This window comes from Parendozoicomonas sp. Alg238-R29 (genome assembly GCF_947331445.1).
In the GTDB taxonomy this organism is placed as follows: domain Bacteria; phylum Pseudomonadota; class Gammaproteobacteria; order Pseudomonadales; family Endozoicomonadaceae; genus Sansalvadorimonas.
Genome location: NZ_CAMZOG010000020.1, coordinates 1 through 17,992 on the forward strand (window position 1 = coordinate 1; position 17,992 = coordinate 17,992).

Annotated in this window: 16 protein-coding genes; 9 read left to right on the top strand and 7 right to left on the bottom strand. The window is 47.9% G+C overall.

Going from position 1 to position 17,992, the window contains the following annotated elements:
- Positions 1-65: 65 nt before the first annotated feature.
- Entirely contained in the window at positions 66-1,067 is a 1,002-nt protein-coding gene (gene pfkA, locus QMA35_RS07050; RefSeq protein ID WP_281646436.1) for a 6-phosphofructokinase, read from the bottom strand.
- A gap of 538 nt (positions 1,068-1,605) precedes the next feature.
- On the opposite strand from pfkA, the gene QMA35_RS07055 reads away from it, so the two are divergent.
- The 4 genes from QMA35_RS07055 (at position 1,606) to QMA35_RS07070 (ending at position 5,374) form a co-directional block, all read left to right on the top strand.
- Positions 1,606-2,232: a hypothetical protein gene (locus tag QMA35_RS07055; protein WP_281646437.1), complete on the top strand. Its 627-nt coding sequence runs from the start codon at positions 1,606-1,608 to the stop codon at positions 2,230-2,232.
- Positions 2,233-2,475: 243 nt separating this feature from the next.
- Positions 2,476-3,615, top strand: coding sequence for a polyamine ABC transporter ATP-binding protein (potA, locus tag QMA35_RS07060; protein ID WP_281646438.1), 1,140 nt, complete (start codon positions 2,476-2,478; stop codon positions 3,613-3,615).
- Positions 3,612-4,538 carry an ABC transporter permease subunit gene (locus tag QMA35_RS07065; protein ID WP_281646439.1) on the top strand — a complete coding sequence of 309 codons (927 nt, stop codon included), beginning with the start codon at positions 3,612-3,614 and terminating at the stop codon, positions 4,536-4,538. Before potA ends, QMA35_RS07065 begins: the two co-directional genes overlap by 4 nt.
- Positions 4,535-5,374, top strand: coding sequence for an ABC transporter permease subunit (locus QMA35_RS07070; RefSeq protein ID WP_281646440.1), 840 nt, complete (start codon positions 4,535-4,537; stop codon positions 5,372-5,374). Before QMA35_RS07065 ends, QMA35_RS07070 begins: the two co-directional genes overlap by 4 nt.
- A gap of 130 nt (positions 5,375-5,504) precedes the next feature.
- On the opposite strand, the gene QMA35_RS07075 is transcribed toward QMA35_RS07070, so the two are convergent.
- From QMA35_RS07075 to QMA35_RS07100, 6 genes are all read right to left on the bottom strand, one after another.
- The gene (locus QMA35_RS07075; RefSeq protein WP_281646441.1) at positions 5,505-5,981 is read right to left on the bottom strand and encodes a hypothetical protein; all 477 of its coding nucleotides are present in this window, start codon (positions 5,979-5,981) and stop codon (positions 5,505-5,507) included.
- Positions 5,982-6,022: 41 nt separating this feature from the next.
- A complete protein-coding gene (locus tag QMA35_RS07080) occupies positions 6,023-6,265 on the bottom strand; it encodes a hypothetical protein (protein WP_281646442.1) in 243 nt (80 codons plus the stop codon).
- A 160-nt stretch (positions 6,266-6,425) separates the two neighbouring features.
- A complete protein-coding gene (locus tag QMA35_RS07085; protein ID WP_281646443.1) occupies positions 6,426-7,736 on the bottom strand; it encodes a SidA/IucD/PvdA family monooxygenase in 1,311 nt (436 codons plus the stop codon).
- A complete protein-coding gene (locus QMA35_RS07090; RefSeq protein ID WP_281646444.1) occupies positions 7,723-9,528 on the bottom strand; it encodes an IucA/IucC family protein in 1,806 nt (601 codons plus the stop codon). The genes QMA35_RS07085 and QMA35_RS07090 overlap by 14 nt, the downstream gene beginning before the upstream one ends.
- Entirely contained in the window at positions 9,528-10,565 is a 1,038-nt protein-coding gene (locus tag QMA35_RS07095; RefSeq protein WP_281646445.1) for a GNAT family N-acetyltransferase, read from the bottom strand. The genes QMA35_RS07090 and QMA35_RS07095 overlap by 1 nt, the downstream gene beginning before the upstream one ends.
- On the bottom strand, positions 10,555-12,354 hold the full coding sequence (locus tag QMA35_RS07100; RefSeq protein ID WP_281646446.1) for an IucA/IucC family protein: 1,800 nt from the start codon (positions 12,352-12,354) through the stop codon (positions 10,555-10,557). Before QMA35_RS07100 ends, QMA35_RS07095 begins: the two co-directional genes overlap by 11 nt.
- Before the next feature lie 105 nt (positions 12,355-12,459).
- On the opposite strand from QMA35_RS07100, the gene QMA35_RS07105 reads away from it, so the two are divergent.
- From QMA35_RS07105 to QMA35_RS07125, 5 genes are all read left to right on the top strand, one after another.
- On the top strand, positions 12,460-13,737 hold the full coding sequence (locus QMA35_RS07105; RefSeq protein ID WP_281646447.1) for an MFS transporter: 1,278 nt from the start codon (positions 12,460-12,462) through the stop codon (positions 13,735-13,737).
- Positions 13,737-14,138 (top strand): hypothetical protein, encoded by a 402-nt coding sequence (locus QMA35_RS07110; protein ID WP_281646448.1) that lies wholly within the window; start codon positions 13,737-13,739, stop codon positions 14,136-14,138. Before QMA35_RS07105 ends, QMA35_RS07110 begins: the two co-directional genes overlap by 1 nt.
- A 127-nt stretch (positions 14,139-14,265) precedes the next feature.
- The gene (locus tag QMA35_RS07115; RefSeq protein WP_281646449.1) at positions 14,266-15,102 is read left to right on the top strand and encodes an ABC transporter ATP-binding protein; all 837 of its coding nucleotides are present in this window, start codon (positions 14,266-14,268) and stop codon (positions 15,100-15,102) included.
- Positions 15,102-16,031 carry an iron-siderophore ABC transporter substrate-binding protein gene (locus QMA35_RS07120; protein WP_281646450.1) on the top strand — a complete coding sequence of 310 codons (930 nt, stop codon included), beginning with the start codon at positions 15,102-15,104 and terminating at the stop codon, positions 16,029-16,031. Before QMA35_RS07115 ends, QMA35_RS07120 begins: the two co-directional genes overlap by 1 nt.
- On the top strand, positions 16,028-17,989 hold the full coding sequence (locus tag QMA35_RS07125) for an iron ABC transporter permease (protein WP_281646451.1): 1,962 nt from the start codon (positions 16,028-16,030) through the stop codon (positions 17,987-17,989). The genes QMA35_RS07120 and QMA35_RS07125 overlap by 4 nt, the downstream gene beginning before the upstream one ends.
- Positions 17,990-17,992: the final 3 nt, after the last annotated feature.

Here is a 17,992-nt window from a genome sequence, read left to right on the forward strand (position 1 = left end):
TTTCTGTTTCAACCCCTCACTTTCTTCAGCCAACCTGAGAAAGCCCCTCTTTTTATTAGGCTTTACTAGAGGGAAACAATATCTGCTACATGAACCAGATCCGTATCGATACCTGGTTTACGACTGATTGCATCGTGCAAAGAAACAGTGGTGACAGAGCTGTTCTGAACACCCACCATAATGCCACTATGGCCAGCCAGAAGTTGTTCTACAGCTGACACGCCCAAACGGCTTGCTAAAACCCTATCTGCACAGCTTGGGTTACCACCGCGCTGGATATGACCAAGTACAGAAACCCGAATGCTGTATTCAGGCAAAAGCTTTTCAGTCTTTTCTGCCAGCTTAAAGGTATCACCGAGCTGATCACCTTCAGCAACCAGAACAATATTGGATGTCTTGTTTGAGGCGCGGCTGGACTTCAGCTTATCAACAAGGTCATCAATACTTTTGTTGTCTTCGGGAATAAGAATCTCGGTAGCGCCTCCGGCAATACCAGCATTAAGAGCAATAAAACCTGAATCACGCCCCATACATTCAATAAAGAACAATCGGTTATGGGAAGTGGCTGTATCACGAATACGATCCATTGCCTCGACAACGCAATTCAGAGCTGTGTCGTAACCGATAGTAAAGTCAGTACCGTAGATATCGTTGTCTATTGTTCCAGGTACGCCAATAACAGGGATATTGAATTCAGAGGAAAAAATACTGGCACCGGTGAAGGAGCCATCTCCACCGATAACAACCAAAGCGTCAATATTGTTTTTCTTCAGGTTTTCATGCGCCTTCTGTCGTCCTTCCTTGGTGCGGAAGTTCTGACAGCGAGCGGATTTTAAGATTGTACCGCCACGGTTAATGATATGAGCAACGGAACGAGCATCCATCCCCCTGAGCTCATTATCTATTAGCCCCTGATAGCCTTCAGATATGCCACTGACTTTAATGTTGTAATGGGTACATGCTCTTACAACTGCACGAATGGCTGCGTTCATGCCAGGTGCATCGCCACCTGATGTTAGTACTCCGATGTGTTTCAGTTTGTTGCCCATATTATTGGTATTCCACATAACAGGATCTTATTAATTCATTGGTCTATGAAACAGGTGAAGTTCTGACAAGTAAAGAGGTACAGTGTTTGCCAGATTCCACCTCATTTATTGAAGTATTTGTAATGCGCCTGAATAGATGATTGGGCTGTGAGATATCTCTTACATGATAAACCGACATCTGCGTCTGTTGCTCAGGCGGGCTTACTCCTACTATTACTAGTACATGGATGGTTTGCGCACAGGGCCGTGTAACCCAGGGAAGGGTAACTCTATAAGCGACCACCAGTTCAGGCCTCACCCGCAAGAGGCCTTTTCTTTGCCTACCGTTTACACCCCACTCCGATCCTTAGGTTTAACTCTGGACGCACCCTCATCCGCTGAATAAATATTTGCATAGATTGACAGTATTCAAAGAAATAATCATTGACCTTTACCAGTGTCTGAAGACAATGTGCGCACCCGGTGATGATGTATTTCTTCTTTCTGCATTGCGCCCTATCTGCACAGTTATTCAATCCTGTGCATCGTTATACAACCTTCCAATGAGACCATGCCGATGAAGTACCTTAAAAGGTATCTGCTGTTCGTGTTCACTGCTTTAAGTGTGAGCGGCGGTGTAGTTGCTGAGAACGTTAATGTTCTGAACTGGGGTGACTGCATCGCCGAAAATACATTGACCAACCTTGAAAAGAAAACAGGGTTTGATGTTACATACGATGTGTTTGACAGTAATGAAGTGCCTGAAGCCGAACTACTGTCTGGTAACTCAGGCTATGATGCTGTTGCGCCAACCAGTGAGTTTTTATCCCGACAGGTAAAAACTGGCGCGTTTATTAAACTGGACAAAACGAGACTGCCAAACTGGAAAAAACTTGATCCTGACTTGCTGGATAAACGACAAGGTCACGATAAAGGCAACCAATATGCGGTTCCCTATATGCGGGGTACAACTGGGATTGGATCCAAACAGCACAACCCAAAAGACTACGCCAAAGTTGAAGAAGTTCTTTCTGGCGTGCGTGAATACATTACCTATTTTCATTCGTCTCGATATATTGCCGATCTGGCAAACGGCGATATTGCTGTAGCTATAGGTTGGTCGGGCGATGTAAGGATGGCATCTACCCTGATGCTCGAACGACTAAACGCCTTTATGCCTTTCAGGAAATATCACCCAAACTAAATCGGGTTATTACCAGAGGCTGGAACAGAATCCTCACTGGCAGGCGAGCCAGACCAAACTGGTAACTAAGCGCTTTGCTTCAGATAGCAGGGTGACTTGTACTATTTTTTAGGCATTTTTGCTTCCCTAACTACAGCTCTTCCAGCCAGACTCCGGCGGACTTTGGTTTGTGCTCAGTCAGCACCGTGGATGGGATTACTGTTTTAGTCACGTGGCTTTGGCTGCGTGGGAGATCAGACGTCGATGGCCGTACCATCTGGATTCTATAAGAAAACATTCAGTGCCCGGGAAAAGAAACAGGCGCTACTGAAAATTGAACGTGTTTCCAAAAAATTTGAGGAAACTATCGCGGTTGATGATGTATCCCTCACCATCAACAAAGGTGAAATCTTTGCTCTGTTAGGTGGCTCTGGGTCAGGTAAATCTACCCTGCTACGTATGCTGGCAGGATTCGAAAAGCCGAGTGAAGGAAAGATCCTTCTGGACGGGCAGGATATTACTAACCTGCCACCTTATGAGCGCCCTATTAATATGATGTTCCAGTCGTATGCACTGTTTCCTCATATGACCGTTGAGCAGAATGTTGCTTTTGGCCTGAAGCAGGACAAGCTTCCCGCAGAAGAGATTAAAGAGCGAGTCAGCGAGCTTCTGCGTCTGGTTCGTATGCAGCCATATGCCCGCCGAAAGCCCCATCAGCTTTCTGGTGGCCAACGCCAGCGTGTTGCTCTTGCACGAAGTCTGGCAAAGCGTCCGAAGCTTCTCCTGCTTGATGAGCCAATGGGAGCTCTTGATAAGCAGCTACGTACCCAGATGCAGTTGGAAGTTGTAGAGATTCTGGAAAAGGTGGGCGTTACCTGTTTGATGGTGACTCATGATCAAGAAGAAGCCATGACCATGGCAGACCGTATCGGCATTATGGATGCCGGCTGGATTGTGCAAACCGGCTCTCCTGTGGATATCTATGAAAATCCCAACAGCCGGATGACTGCTGAGTTTATCGGCTCAGTAAATATCTTTGCTGGTGAGATTTCCGAAGACGCAGCAGATCACGTGATTATTCAGTGCCCACAACTTCCTGGTCCTGTTTATATTGATCACGGTATTGCTGCGCCGTTGGAAGACCGTAAATGTTGGGTAGCTATCCGCCCTGAGAAGATTGAAATCGACAGAGAGCGGCCGGGTGAAAACTGTAATTGGGCAGGAGGTACGGTATACGACATTGCCTATCTAGGGGCTCACTCGGTTTATTACATTCAGTTGCCAGACGGCACCATTGTGCAATCCAATATGGCAAACACTGTGCGCACAGCGGATCACCCAACCTGGGATGACAAGGTTTATATTACCTGGGAAGCTGACAGTAGCGTGGTATTGAACTCATGAACCTGAGTAAGCTTTTGTCGCCAGACTGGCGCGAATGGCGCTCGGAGTTTGGCCGGAGAACAGTTATCGGCATTCCTTTTATCTGGATGCTACTGTTCTTTTTAATCCCCTTTGTGATCGTGTTGAAGATCAGTTTTGCTTATACCGAAATTGCAATTCCGCCCTATTCATCGCTGTTTGAGTATGCCGATGAAGCATTAACAATTGTTCTGCATCTGGGGAATTACATTTGGTTAGCGGATGATCCTTTGTATTTGTCTGCTTACTTTGGTTCGGTAGAGATTGCTTTCTTCGGTACATTGTTCTGTCTGGCTGTTGGATACCCTATGGCTTATGCCATGGCTCGAGCGCCTAAGCAGTGGCAGTCAGCCTTACTTGTGGCAGTTCTGCTGCCGTCGTGGACTTCCTTTCTGATTCGCATTTACGCATGGATGGGTATTCTCCGGAACAATGGTTTGCTGAATAACCTGTTGCTGTGGATGGGAGTGATTGACCAGCCCCTGCAGATTCTGAATACCAACGTGGCTGTGTATATCGGCATTGTGTATGCCTATTTGCCGTTTATGGTGCTGCCGATTTATTCCAATCTGGTAAAGCTGGATAACAGCCTGTTGGAAGCTGCGCAGGATCTTGGTACACGGCCTTTGGAGTGTTTCTTCAAGATAACTCTGCCTTTGTCCAGGAATGGAATTATTGCAGGCTCCATGCTGGTGTTTATTCCTGCTGTTGGTGAGGTTGTTATCCCTCAGCTATTAGGTGGGCCGGAAACGCTGATGATTGGCAAGATTCTCTGGCAGGAGTTCTTTAATAATCGGGACTGGCCAGTGGCATCGGCTCTGGCAATTGTGATGCTGTTGGTTCTGTTGATTCCGATCATGATCTTTAATCACGCACGGCTCAGGGAAATGGAGGAACGGTCATGACAGGGAAGAAGTACAGTTTTTCCAATATCGTCCTTGGCTTTGGGTTGATGTTTCTCTACTTGCCCATGTTTATTCTGGTTATTTACTCTTTCAACGCTTCGAGGTTGGTAACTGTGTGGGCTGGTTTCTCAATCAGGTGGTACGGTGAATTATTCCGTGACCGCCAGCTTGTTGATGCTGTTATCACCAGCTTGGAGATTGCTGTGTCGTCAGCAACGTCCGCGGTTATTCTGGGAACCATGGCCGCATACTTGCTTAACCGATACGGACGCTTTCGTGGGCGTACACTGTTCAGCAGTATGATCACAGCGCCTCTGGTTATGCCAGACGTTATTATTGGTTTGTCACTGCTGCTGATGTTTGTGTCTCTGTCGACCAGCATTGGTTGGCCAGAAGACAGAGGTATGCTGACTATCTGGATAGCCCATGTCACCTTCTGTACGGCTTATACGACAATAGTAATCAGTTCCCGCTTGCGGGAAATGGATATTTCTATTGAAGAGGCTGCCATGGATCTGGGCGCTTCTCCTTTGAAAACACTATTTGTCATTACACTGCCAACAATTTCACCAGCTCTGGTTTCAGCGTGGCTACTGTCGTTCACTCTTTCACTCGATGATCTGGTGATCTCCAGCTTTGTTGCGGGGCCAGGTTCAACAACACTGCCTATGGTTGTGTTCTCATCGGTGCGATTGGGTGTTTCACCAAAGGTTAATGCACTGGCGACGCTGATAATTTTTTGTGTGTCGCTGGCTGCCTTTGTGTCATGGTGGATGGCGCGCAGGGCGGATAGAAACCAGCGCGCAGCTTATCAGATGATGGGTCGAGATCAGTAAACAGTGCTTGCTCTGATAGTGGGATCAGGTCGGTTCCACTGTCAGAGTTAATGTATCGGTATAAGAACCAGATGGCTTGTTAGCTATCTCAGCATCATTAATTCTCACCCGCACTCTGGCATTCGTACCGTTATTGCAGTTGATGCTGGTGTGAGAACCTGTGAATGTAATTGATGGCATTGGAACCATTCAGTAATCGGAACTGGTTGCCTTGAGCATTGGCACTATCTGCTCGTAGTGTGTAATCGCCTCCGCCCCAAACAAATACACAGAAGTTCCGGGTTTCAAGGTAAGCGTTATCTGCACCATTTCTTGAATCGACCAGTACATCTTCAAGCCCACTGATCTTTGCCAGCTTTGGTAACTTCATCTCAAAGGGGATGCGAGAATGGTAAATACTGTTGTCTTGCCCCATATCCATACTGAGAGAACCATTGTAATTACCAGGCTGGGCAGCCTGAATTTCTGCAGCAGTCATTGTTACCCTGAGGGAGGCTTTGGCACTTTCCTGTGAGCAGTTCAGTGCTCCGGGAGTATCGTTTGTGAGCTGACTGGTAGAAACGTTAGCGTAATTACTGTTTGGGTTTCCACGCCATTGAAGGTTCAACTCTGGGCCGGTATTGCCACCAATTCGGTAGTTCCCGCTCCCTAAGCTAATAGCATTGGATTCTGTCCGGAACTGTACGTCGTAGGAGTGTTGTTAAGCCGGTTATATGCGAAAGCGCAGTCATCCTCCGTCACCTGCAGTGTTTGGGCTCCAGAGCCGGCGAGCATATCTTCGGTGGGAATAATAGTATCGAGACTGCTGATTTCCGCACAGGTATTACCATTGCACTCTAATGCTTGTGCAGATGCTGGAAGAAAGGGAACCAGAGCAACGTACTTCTTCATGCAGTTATTATTTTTGTAGCCTGTGCCCGGGCATTATATGGCAAAACTATGGGGATCTGGAAAGTTAAAAATCGTTACCAGTCTGAGATTAGTCGGGGCGAAAGGAAAATGGGAAAGGAAACGGGAGCTCATTTTTATCAGGCTCCCCTCTTATTTGAAGTCAGGCTGCGTTTTGTGAAAGAGATGGTTTGTTCTGTTTTTCCCACTCAATCAGTCGACGACCATGCCCAAGGGCGAAGTGCTCATAATCCAGTAAATTATTAATGATCTTCGCGGCACGCCATGCATTCAGGCTGAGCTGAGGCTCGGCAATGCCATGGCTATGCAAACCCGCATTTACAGCGTAAATGTTTCTGTTCGCAGGGCTGTCCCATTGCACCTGGAAGTTGCTGCCTAATTGAAGGTTTCCTTCAGAGAGATCAATGCTCGGGAGCAGTGGTTCCAGATACTCTGGCAACTTGTACTCAAAACCTGTGCAGAGAATGACACAGTCTGCCTCAATATGTTCACTACCCTGCTGGAAGTTATTGGAGATTTCCAGCTGGTAGCCGTTACCTGATTTGTTCATACCGCAAAGAGTTCTGTCTGGAAGAAGATTCCATGGAGGCATAGAGGCTTCTTCTACATAGGAGCGGTAATAAAGCTCTTCATACATCAGATTGAGGTAAGAGGGTGTTATACCGTCACTGGCCAGCTTCTGGCGGTCAGTGATCGTTCTCTTTCTCGAACTTTCAATACTGTGGAACGCTTCAACATAGGCTGGAGTGAAGAACTGGTTGGTGAACGGGCTTTCATCCAATGGTTCAAAGTTGGAACGGCGTGATACCCAGACAACCTCTGAGGGAGCGCCCCAGAGTCCATTCAGGCTATTCATAAACACTTCAGCACCAGTTTGCCCGCCACCGATAACAGCGACACGTTTGCCCGTCAGAGAAGGCTTCTGGTTGTTCAGGCTAGAGGCATGGAAGCAGTTCTCACCAGTGAAGGGCAGGGTGCATTCTGGCAGATGGGGAACTTTGCCCGTGCCGAGGCAAAGATTATTGGCTGTATAACTTTGGTCGTTGGTTCTGAGAATAAACGAACCGTTTTCAAATGACACTTCCCGAATACCGGAGTTGAACTGCAGATTCTGCAAGCCAGCAGCTACCCATGACATGTATTCGGTAAACTCCTGACGACTGATAACAAAGGACTCCAACGACATAAAGTCGTAGAAACGTCCTTTGGAAACCAGGAAGTTTAAAAACGACCATGGGCTTGTAGGGGAAACAGGCGTCACAAGATCTTTCAGGCAAGAGGTCTGCATACGAGCTCCGGGCAACATAAGCCCTGGATGCCAGCTGAACTGTTCCTTGTTATCGAAGAAAGCCGCATTGCATGTTGGAATGCCATCCAGCAGTGCAGCCAGGCTCAGGTTAAAAGGCCCGGCACCAATACCTGCGAGATCGAGTGATCCTTCAAAGCGTGTCATTGTTCTTTTCCAGTGAGGTGTAGAGAGGGTTGTTTAGCGGTGTGCCAAGTGCAGGTAGAGGGCGCTCAGCAGAATCATCGTAACCTTGTTTGAAGCGCACTCGATGCAGGCAAATACGTTCGATTTTTGGAGTAAACAGATTGAAGAGCGCATGACGCTCCTTTAGTTCTGGAGTGCTTGTCATATACTGCTGAAGAACAGAGCTGAGAATTCCGTAAAAGCGTGACTCGGAGAAATTCTGTTCGGCCAGAACGGTAGAAACAAAGCGCAATACCGTGACGAAGTGGCCAGTCAGCAGGTCGTGAATCAGATATTTTTCTGGTAGCTTGCCCAGAGTATTTTTTACGTCGGCAGGCAAACCTTCCTGCTCGGGGTAGTCTGTCTCAGTCAGGCGCAGGTCTCCCTGAAAGTCTTTCAGGGCCACTCGTGCCGGTATCCAGTTTTTCAGTACCAGAGTAATGTTCTGGCCATGGGCAACCAGCCCAACGCCATAGCGACACTGCAGGTGATAGAGCGGAACAACAACAGCATCAAACAGCTTTTCCAGCCACTCTTCTGTGGATAAACCCGAGAGGTGAATGTACTCACAGATAAGAGGGTTGCCGTTGCCATCTTTCTGGAAAAGTGCAGACACCAGCAGCGAACGTTCATCATCTTGTAAATGACTGACGACACTTTCACGCCATATGCACCCCAGCATCTCCTGAAAACGGTAAGGGCTGTTCTCTATCTGTTCGTAAAGGGGGTGTGGATAGAAAGCACCGGCAGGCTCCTGCAGGATAATTGCACGTCTCTGGCTTAATATCTCATCACTGGCTGCAATGTCTGCCAACCACTTGGAAACAACAGGGCCTGCAGTAATGTAGCGTCCAGGAATACCGCGATAGCAGGACGTATTCAGAATCGTTAACGGCAGTTTTATATGGGGTTGCTCAGGTCTCTCTGTATTGGCGAGAGTGCGGAGGGACTGCAGCGGTTGCATTAGATCACCGAACGGCCCGAGGTAAACAATATTCCGGTTGGCTAGTTCAGTCGCAAAATGGGCAGTCAGTTTGTTAAACCATTGCCATGGGTGAACGGGAAGCAAAAGATATCGGTTTCGATAAATATCTTCCCTAGCCAAAACCTGTTTAATACGAGTTTGCTCTGACTCATTGAGTACTGTGCTGAGCAGTGCACTTTCCTCAAAATCCGGGGACAATGCGAGTTGGCAATGATTACGATCTAACGCCAGCCAAACCAGCTGGATACCAGATGAGCTTTCCGTTGAGAAGTGTTGGTGATCTTCAAACCCCCAGCCCATACGGCCTTTGTTCGCGGCAATCTTTGGGTGACCATCCAGAAAAGCTTGCAAGCTGTCGTCAGGCAGTTGAACCAGTTCTGAAGCAGTCAGGTTCTGTTTGGCTAACACCTGCGCATCTGCCATCAGCGTATTGGCCAGTTCTTCAAGAAGGTTAGAAAGAGTGGCTGGTGAAGTCTCCAGCTCTTCACTGGCGTCGATATAGAACTGACGCACACAACTCTGAGCAAGTGTTGGGGAGCGCTCAATGCTGGAAGGTTCGACAACTGGTTGATCCCAAATATTACGCCACGCCCGAAAGTGGTAGCTGGCACCGCTTTTCAGTTTTAGCTGCCATCTATTGTCTGAAAGGATGGTTGGGCTGAACAACTCTTCCCAACATAACTCGCCAATCGATTTAGCAAGTAATTTGCGATTGGCCTGCTCCCAGATTTCCGGGTTGGATGACGGTGGAACAACCAGTGTATTTTTAGCGTCTATTTGAACAGGCATTACAGGCGCACCTTCTGGAAGAACTTATCCCTGCGACATTGAATCAATGCAGCACGTTTGTGAGGGAAATCGAATTCTTTCACAAAGAACCAGCTGGCAGGTTCCAGCAATTTCAACAAGCGTTTGTTATCTGCTCTTGGTTCCCCAACCAGAGTGCGGGTGCGAGGATCATCCAAGTACAGGAAGTGACTGAGGGCGCAGGTCCATGCTTTTGAGTAACGAGCGCCAAGAAAGTTGGTGTTGCCAACAAGTACATGGCTGCCGCGATCCCAATGGTCACACTCGTAATAAGGTCCAAGGCGATCTTCCGGAACCCAGTACATTTCCAGATAGCCCATGGCCTCGCCGTTCAGGCTTGCCAGTACCGGCCAGCTGTGGCGGTCTGCACGAAGAGTTTTAATGTATTCCTTCAACTCTTCCTTACTTTTATCCAGCTCCCAGAATTCAGCAACTCGTGGCTGATTCATCCAGTCATGAAAAATATCCAGATGCTTTTCCGGGTCGAGCGTTTCAAAGGTGACAAGTAGGTCGCTAGTAATGTCATAACGTTGGTAAAGGAGGCCACTTGGCTGCTCTTGTCGTAGAGGATGTTTAACACCTTTGTCGTTTGTTTCCCAAGTTTCTGTTACAGGGTTACGATTACCTCGCCAGTGCCAGAGCAGACCATTTTGATAAAACGCTGCCCGGTCGATAATCCCGAAACCTTTAGCATCCAAACGTGTTATCAGGCCATCGGCCAGACAGTGCTGGTGGAGATGATTAAGCAGATCAGAGTTCAGGATCAGTTCATCCAGAATCTGTGAACGGGAAAACAGATAATCTGTAAGCGAAGCCAGAAGTACAGATGTTTCTGACGACGGTTTACTACTGCCTCGGGCAAGAGTAACTGTCAGCTGAGTAGAAGGCTCCGCTTTCGCAAGTTCAATGCACAGGCGATCATCTCCCCGGTGAGCTTCCAGCAGATAGGTTGAAAGCAGGCCAAGTGTGACAGCGCCTGAGTTGGCAACAGGTATGGTGAATCCAACATTAGCTCTCATTATTCTTTCCTTTCCCTGGTGCCAGGTAATTCTTGAGATTTGAATTGCTCTTGAGAAGAGGGTTTGCCATGGGGTGATAAATCCCCAAAGGGTTGTCCAGCGTGTTTTCGTTCAGAGATTGTAAACAGCAGAAGAAGTTACCCTTGGAGAGCAACTCTTCGCTGTTGAGCATGTAATCCAGGCAGGATGTGTCTCTTGGATTGCTCTTGATAAGCCTGTGCAGAAGTTGTTTTACGTCTTCCAGCAAAAGTGACTCTTTAATATCGCCTGATGAAGCTAACGCCCCGGTAACACCAAAAGTGGTGTTGATAAGCAAGTAATAAGTGAACAGCTTATTGCCAATATCCTCTTCAACACGGTGCTCGTTGTGCTCTCCATGCTTCGGTAAAACATCTGCCAATAGCTTTTGAGCAACAGGGCTGAAACCTGTGCCCTGACAATCCCGGAACCAGGCTCGGGTTGGGTAACCCGTGGTTAAATCCATGAGCAGGTTTTGCTGGTGGGCACCAAACAGAAGACCGTAGTCAGCCTGCCCCACCAGAAGAGGTTCAATAGTGTTTTCCAGAAAAGCTTTGAACCATTCGCAGGTAACAACCGGAAATGTTCGTCCTTCGCTGAGGGCAAGGCTGCGAATGCGGTTAACCAGGCGACATTCGCCGTGTGGGTTGTCCTGGGTGAGGGTAGCGAGGAGTTCTATGTGAGGAGAGTTTTGCTCACTAAATGGATTTTCCCTCAGCACCGTCATGGTTTCCGGCATGGGGTTGCCATCCTGATCGCGTATCGCGCCATGTGCCGGCTCATTGATGATAGAGAACTGCGGAAAGCGCTGGCGAAACTCCTGCCCGGTGCCTGTTTCACCAAGAGCGCGATAAATCTCTTTGCCACGCTCAACTTCTTTCGGAAGAAGGTGGCGAACAGAGTTGGTGAGTTTCACGCTCAGGGAAAACTTAAGTATGAAAGAGGCATGGGGAGCGTGGATAGCTCGCATGGAGGATGTGGCTCGCCAGTGGGTTCCGCTAACTCCCAGATCTTTGAGTTTTCCGTTTTCTAAAAGGCTGGCTATCCAGGTGTTTTTCATCCATTGCTGAGCCTGCCATGGATGAGCCGGTAAGAACGTGAAGCCTTCTGGAATCTGGTTCTGAAAAATAATGCTCGGCCAGGAATCTTCATCAACAAGTTGTTGGGTTAACTCAGCAAACGACTTTTCATGAACACTGTCGGCACACAGGTAACTGTTCTCAATGACAAACCAATGGAGAGCAAAGCTTTGGCCAAACTCCGGGGCAAACTGGCGGGTGTCTGAGTCAACCATTCCCGTTCGACTTTTCGGCACAGGATGGATGGAGTGTCCTGCCAGCAAAGCCTGCTCAGATTCAGCAAAGAATGTTGGCTGGTGGAACAGGGATTCAAGCACATCGCGCCGTTCACTCAGTGCCATCTGGGTATTTCTGAGGCTGTTATCCACCCGCCCAAGGAAATCGGTTATGTCTTTTTCTGGAATCTTCTTTTCTTCAGCAAGCGTGTTGCACATGAGCTCAACTGCTTTCAGAAAAGGTGTCCTGACAGGAGAGGAATCCGGCAGCTGTTGCCAGATATCAAGATTGAACTGGTGACGCCCGGCAATACCCTGATGCTTGAAAGAGAGCACCAGCTGGCCTTCACTTTCCCTCAGTCTGATAAGTACTGCGCCCTCGGGCGATAGCTTCCACCCGTCCCACTCTCGTAAGAGCGCATTAAAGAAACAATTAGTAGCCAGCATTTCTGCTGCAGGACTGAAATGCGTCTGCACCGGTGCTTCCTGATATGGAGAATTGTTATTTGTTGGTAATGAGAATCGTTATCATTTAGTATTATGCTCACGGTAAGAGCAGAATTTCAACAGGGACTGATAAAAATGAGAGATACTTCCAAGCTCTCTGGCCAATCACATACGCTGGCAATGATTATTGCTGTCGTACTCCAGGGAGCTGGACAGACAGCACTACTCGCCTGTTTGCCATTGTTGAATGAGATAACAAAAGCAGGATATTCGTTGTTAACCGCTGCTCTTTCGGCAGGAATGGTAATGGTTCTGTTCACAGCTCCATTCTGGGGGGCGAGAAGTGACAGGTTGGGGCGGCTGACAGTTATTAGAATTGCTCTTTTGGCTATTGCGGTTGGCAATATTGTTCTCGCTCTGGTTGTGCTTGCAGCGGAGGAAAGTTTGTTAAGCCCTCTTGTGGTTGTTGCCTTAATCTTTGCCTCCCGAATTGTTTATGGTGCGTTTGTTGGTGGGCTGTATCCATCCGTTCAGGCTCATATTCTGGATACAACCCCTCATGCTCAACGTGCAAAAGCACTGAGTCGGGTATCGGCAGCAATAAACGTCGGCCGACTTCTTGGCCCTTTAGCTGGTCTTGTTGCTGTTCACTGGGGAGTCGCTGCTTTGCTGGTCGCCTTAGGCGTAGCTCCACTTCTGTTACTGATGGTGATGGGAGTGAAAGCGGGTAAAGCTGAGGAATCTTCAAAAGAAGAGGAGTCACCAAATATTCGTGAACCTCTCTGGCAGTTGTGCGGCCCTGTGTTTGTGATGGCTGTTTTTGTGACTGGTGTTTTTGGGGTTCTGCAGTTCAGCATCGGACCGGTTTTACAAACTCGATTGCAATTGAGTTCTGTGACCACGACAGAGCAGTTGTCTTCACTGATGATGGTGGTGTCACTGATCACGTTGATTATGCATGTGATCTGTTCACGACTTATGGGACGTCGGCATTTAACTTTACTGCGTGCCGGAGCAACAATTCTTCTGACGGGATGCCTTGTGCTGGTTCAAACGGAATCTATGTGGGCAATTTGGATTGGACTCTCCCTGGCAGCCGCTTCAGTCATGATGATGACGCCAGCTTACACAGCGCTTGCGGCAGAACAGGTTAACCATGAACGTGGAAAAATGACCGGGTTGTTAAGCATGATGCACAGTGGTGGCTATGCCATTAGCGGAATAGTGGCTGGAGCAGCCATGACTCTTGGCATTGATATGGTGATGTTTGGCGCTCTTGTTTTAGCCTCCATTCTCTTTTTAATTACCACAATTGTTGTGGATGATTCTCCTATAAAAATAAATTCCGATTATAAAAACCCAGATTATAAAAACCCAGATTATAAAAACCCAGTTGCACCAGGAGTGAATTGATGTCTCTGGAATATTTCAATGAAGAACAATCTATTCGTATGGAAGGCTGGCCACATGTTGAACTGGAGTTTGTAAAGCAAGCCAGTGATGCAGAAGCGCAGCAATGGCTGGACAATATGAATGCCTTGCTCGAAAAAAAACAGTCATTTGTAATGCTGATTCATGCTCGCCCTAACAGCCATTTTTCTCCAGAGGCACGTAAAGCCATGGGCTTATGGTTTAAAGAGCAGCGAGAAAGTCTTGGTATTTACTGTGCTGGTGTCGCACGTTTGGTAGACAGTGTTGAGCATGGAGAACGTGTTGTCAGTGAACGTATGAAAGCAGCAATGCCATTTCCCATGATGGCAACAATTGATAGAGACAAGGCGAATCAATGGATGAGTGAACGGCTCGTCGCTTAATTTTCGGAATGTGGTTCAACTATCTTGAAAGACTCCGTTCTACAAAATGTTGTTTTTATAAATGCAAATCATTATCATTCGCATGCGTTTGGTATAACAACACAAGAATCCTCCGGAAAAACAGCACATGACAGAGACAACATTTGTCACGAGACAATTGTCTTATATCGCAGAAAATCGCGCTGTGCTCGACGGTCTGGATATTTCTATTACCGCAGGAAAAATAACAGGAATTATCGGGCCGAATGGTTCTGGTAAAAGCACCCTACTAAAACTGTTATCAGGGCAAGAGCTGCCCAGCAAAGGGCAGCTGCACATTCTCGATAAACCTTTATCCAGCTGGAACCGCAAAGCATTAGCCCGCGAACTGGCGATGTTGCCTCAATCATCACCTGTACCTTCAGGCATTACAGTTAGAGAGCTAGTTGGCTGCGGGCGTTACCCCTGGGTTGGCTCTTTTGGCCGAATGACGGCGAAAGATCATGCTGCTGTTGATGAAGCTATTGAGAGAGCTGGTCTTGAAAAGCTTGCAAGCCGGGAGATGACACAGCTCTCTGGTGGGGAGCGGCAAAGAGCGTGGCTTGCTGTTGCGCTGGCGCAGGATACAAAAATCCTTCTGCTTGATGAGCCCACATCCTGGCTGGATATTTCTCACCAGCTCAATCTTATTGAAACAGTTCAAACTTTGAATCGTGACAAAGGTGTAACGATTTTGTGGGTGCTTCACGATTTGAATCAAGCTGCGCAATACAGCGATGAGCTGGTGGTTCTGAAAGAGGGCAAGTTGGTAACCCAGGGATTGGCAGAGCAGGTTGTTAATAAACAATTACTGCAATTAGTCTTTAATATTCACGCTGAAAAAGCTCAATGGAACAATGGCAATGAGTCGCTTTGGGTTCCTCAGTTAAATACATCAGTAAATAATCATGATGTGCCGTTGGAGATTCTGGAGGCGGCATCTTAATGATAGGCCGTGTGAAATATCTGGTTCTTTCTTCTGTACTCTTGATGTTGATCTCTGCGGTGAATGCAGATGAATATTTGCACGACTATGGATTAATAGAGCTCTCCGAAAAACCTGAGCGCATAGCTGCTTTGAACTGGACTCAGGCTGAATTTCTTTTGAGCCTGGGCATTACCCCCGCAGGTTTAACGACCATCAAAGGTTATCGCTACTGGCAATCCAATAACCCACCAATTCCTGATGGTGTTATTGAACTTGGCCACAGAGCTGAGCCTAGTATGGAAGAACTGTGGAGCCTGAAGCCAGATCTTATTCTTGGCTACAACTGGCGTCATGGCCGTTTGTATGAGCGTTTGGAAAAAATTGCACCTACTGCACTCTACAAGCAGTACCCCGATGCGGATGACTCTGGAAATTATCTCCAACGTATGCGGGATAACTATCTCCGTGTTGCCGAATTACTAAACCGAACTGAAATGGCCGAGCAACAGCTTCTGGAACTGGACGTTGTGCTTGCTGAAAGCCGCCGACGTATAGAGTTGGCAGGTTTGTCTGGTTCAAAGGTTATGGTTGGTAAGTTTGTAGGTATGGGGCTTGGATTAAGAACCTTTGGAGAAGGCTCTCTGGCTGGGGCCATTATTTCAGAGCTTGGCCTTGATAATGCCTGGGTGAAAACTCTTCCGGGCAGAGACTTTTCCCATATTGATCTGATGCAGTTGCCTTTTGTGGGAAGTGCCAGCTTTCTGCTGGTGGGAGATATCAAGGGTGAAGCGAGAACCATGACGACTTCTGCGGTTTGGCAACAGATGCCCGCGGTTCAGGAGAACCGCGTTTATCGCACGCCACAGCTCTGGGGGTACGGTGGACCACTTTCTGCCCGCCGCATGGTGGAAGAGTTTGTTAATCAACTGATTGGAGAGGCCGGATGATTCGGGGCAATGCCTGGCCGCCAGTGACAAGCTTTGTATTGATTGTTCTGCTTTTGGTGAGTGCCACTGTTTCTGTACACATCAGTAGCATTTCAGTAGATATATCGACTCTTTTGTTTGGCACGGGCGATACGCTTCAGCAGCTGTTATTAACAACGTTATTAATTCCTCGCACAGTCATGGCGCTTTTGTGTGGTGCTGGATTAGGTATTGCCGGTGTACTGATTCAGCAGGCTACACGTAATAACTTTGCCAGCCCTGCAACGCTGGGGGTTAATGCCGGAGCTTTGTTAGCCACCGTTGTAGGCATGGTTGTTGTGCCCGGCGTTATGGCGACAGCTCCAATTGTTGTGGCATTTGCGGGAGCCATGGCAACAACGCTCCTGGTGTTGAAACTCTCCCGAATGATCAGTGATTCCCCGGTCAACCTGGTTCTGGTGGGAATGGCCATGACATTGGCACTTGGTTCTATCAGTGCTGGGTTAATGATGTTCTGGGAAAACAGCCTTGAAGGTTTGTATACCTGGGGTGCGGGCAACCTCTCGCAACATGACTTTTCTGGAGTGAATCGTGTCTGGCCTGTTCTTCTGGTTTTAAGTTTTGTCAGTTGGGCTTTAGGGCGTTCTCTGGATGTTGTTGAACTGGGGCAGGGTGCAGCTCTCGGCCTGGGCATCAATGTTAATTTGATTGTGAATGGTTCACTGGTTGTTGCGTTAGTTTTGTCGTCTATGGTGGTGAGTGAAGTCGGCATGATCAGTTTTATTGGGCTTGTGGCGCCTCCGTTAACTCGCTTATTAGGTTTTCGCAGTGCCCGATCTTTAATCCCTGCATCAGCTGTGACTGGTGCGCTATTACTTCTTTGGGCTGACATGATGGCTCGTGTGCTATCTGGCCAGAATTACAGTCTTCCTGCCGGTGCGATGACAACATTGGTCGGCGCACCTTTTATGATCTTTATGCTGGCCAGAAACCGCCAGAGTAATGGCCGACTGCCAGCAACATCTGAAGCGGGTATTCACGCACTGATTAAGCTGAAACCAACACTGATATTGATGGTTTTATCCTGTCTTGCTGCTGTAACTGTTTTCTTTGCTCTTGGCGGATCTGGTTCTCTCGATTGGTGGGATCTGAGAGCACCAAGGGTTTTTGTAGCAGCTTTTGCAGGAATCATTCTTGGGATCTCTGGTCTTGTGCTGCAAACACTGCTGAAGAACCCTTTAGCCAGCCCTGATGTTTCTGGTTTAACAACAACAGGTGTGTTGTTTGCGGTTATGGGAGTTGTTCTTATTCCCGGAATTTCTTCAACAGGGCTTGTGGGGCTCACACTTATTGGCAGTTGTTCCGCCCTTTGCTTATTGTTGATTATTGGTCGGTTCACAGGGTTTCAGCCTCAGCTTTTCGCCCTTACGGGTTTGTGTTTGTCGGCACTGGCGGGAACTCTGATCAACATTGCGCTGGTGTTAGGCAGTAACCAGTCAACTGAGGTTCTGGTGTGGTTAAGTGGTTCGACGTATCACAGCAGTTTTGATTCAGCGAAGTTGCTTGGGTTTGCAGCCCTGACTGGATTAGTTGTGACCGGATTGTTCTGGCGCCGACTGGATATTATGAATCTTGGTTCTCTCTGGCCGGGATTATTGGGGATAAGAACAGCTCCGGTGATGATTTGGTTATTGGGCGCTGTTGCTGTTATCTGTTCACTCACAGTGTCCGTTGTGGGAGGTATTTCTTTTGTCGGGCTTATGGCTCCACACATCTGTCGTTTATCAGGTTTAACCAGTCACCGGTATTTGATTCCTGCGTCAGCTCTCACTGGCGTGATTCTTCTGGTATTGGGTGATTACTTTTCTCGCACCTTGATGTACCCGTTCGAACTGCCTACAGGGTTGGTTGTGTCGTGTATCGGCGGGTTCTATTTCATTGTGCTTCTAGTCAGCGGCAAATACCTGCGCCGCAAATAATTT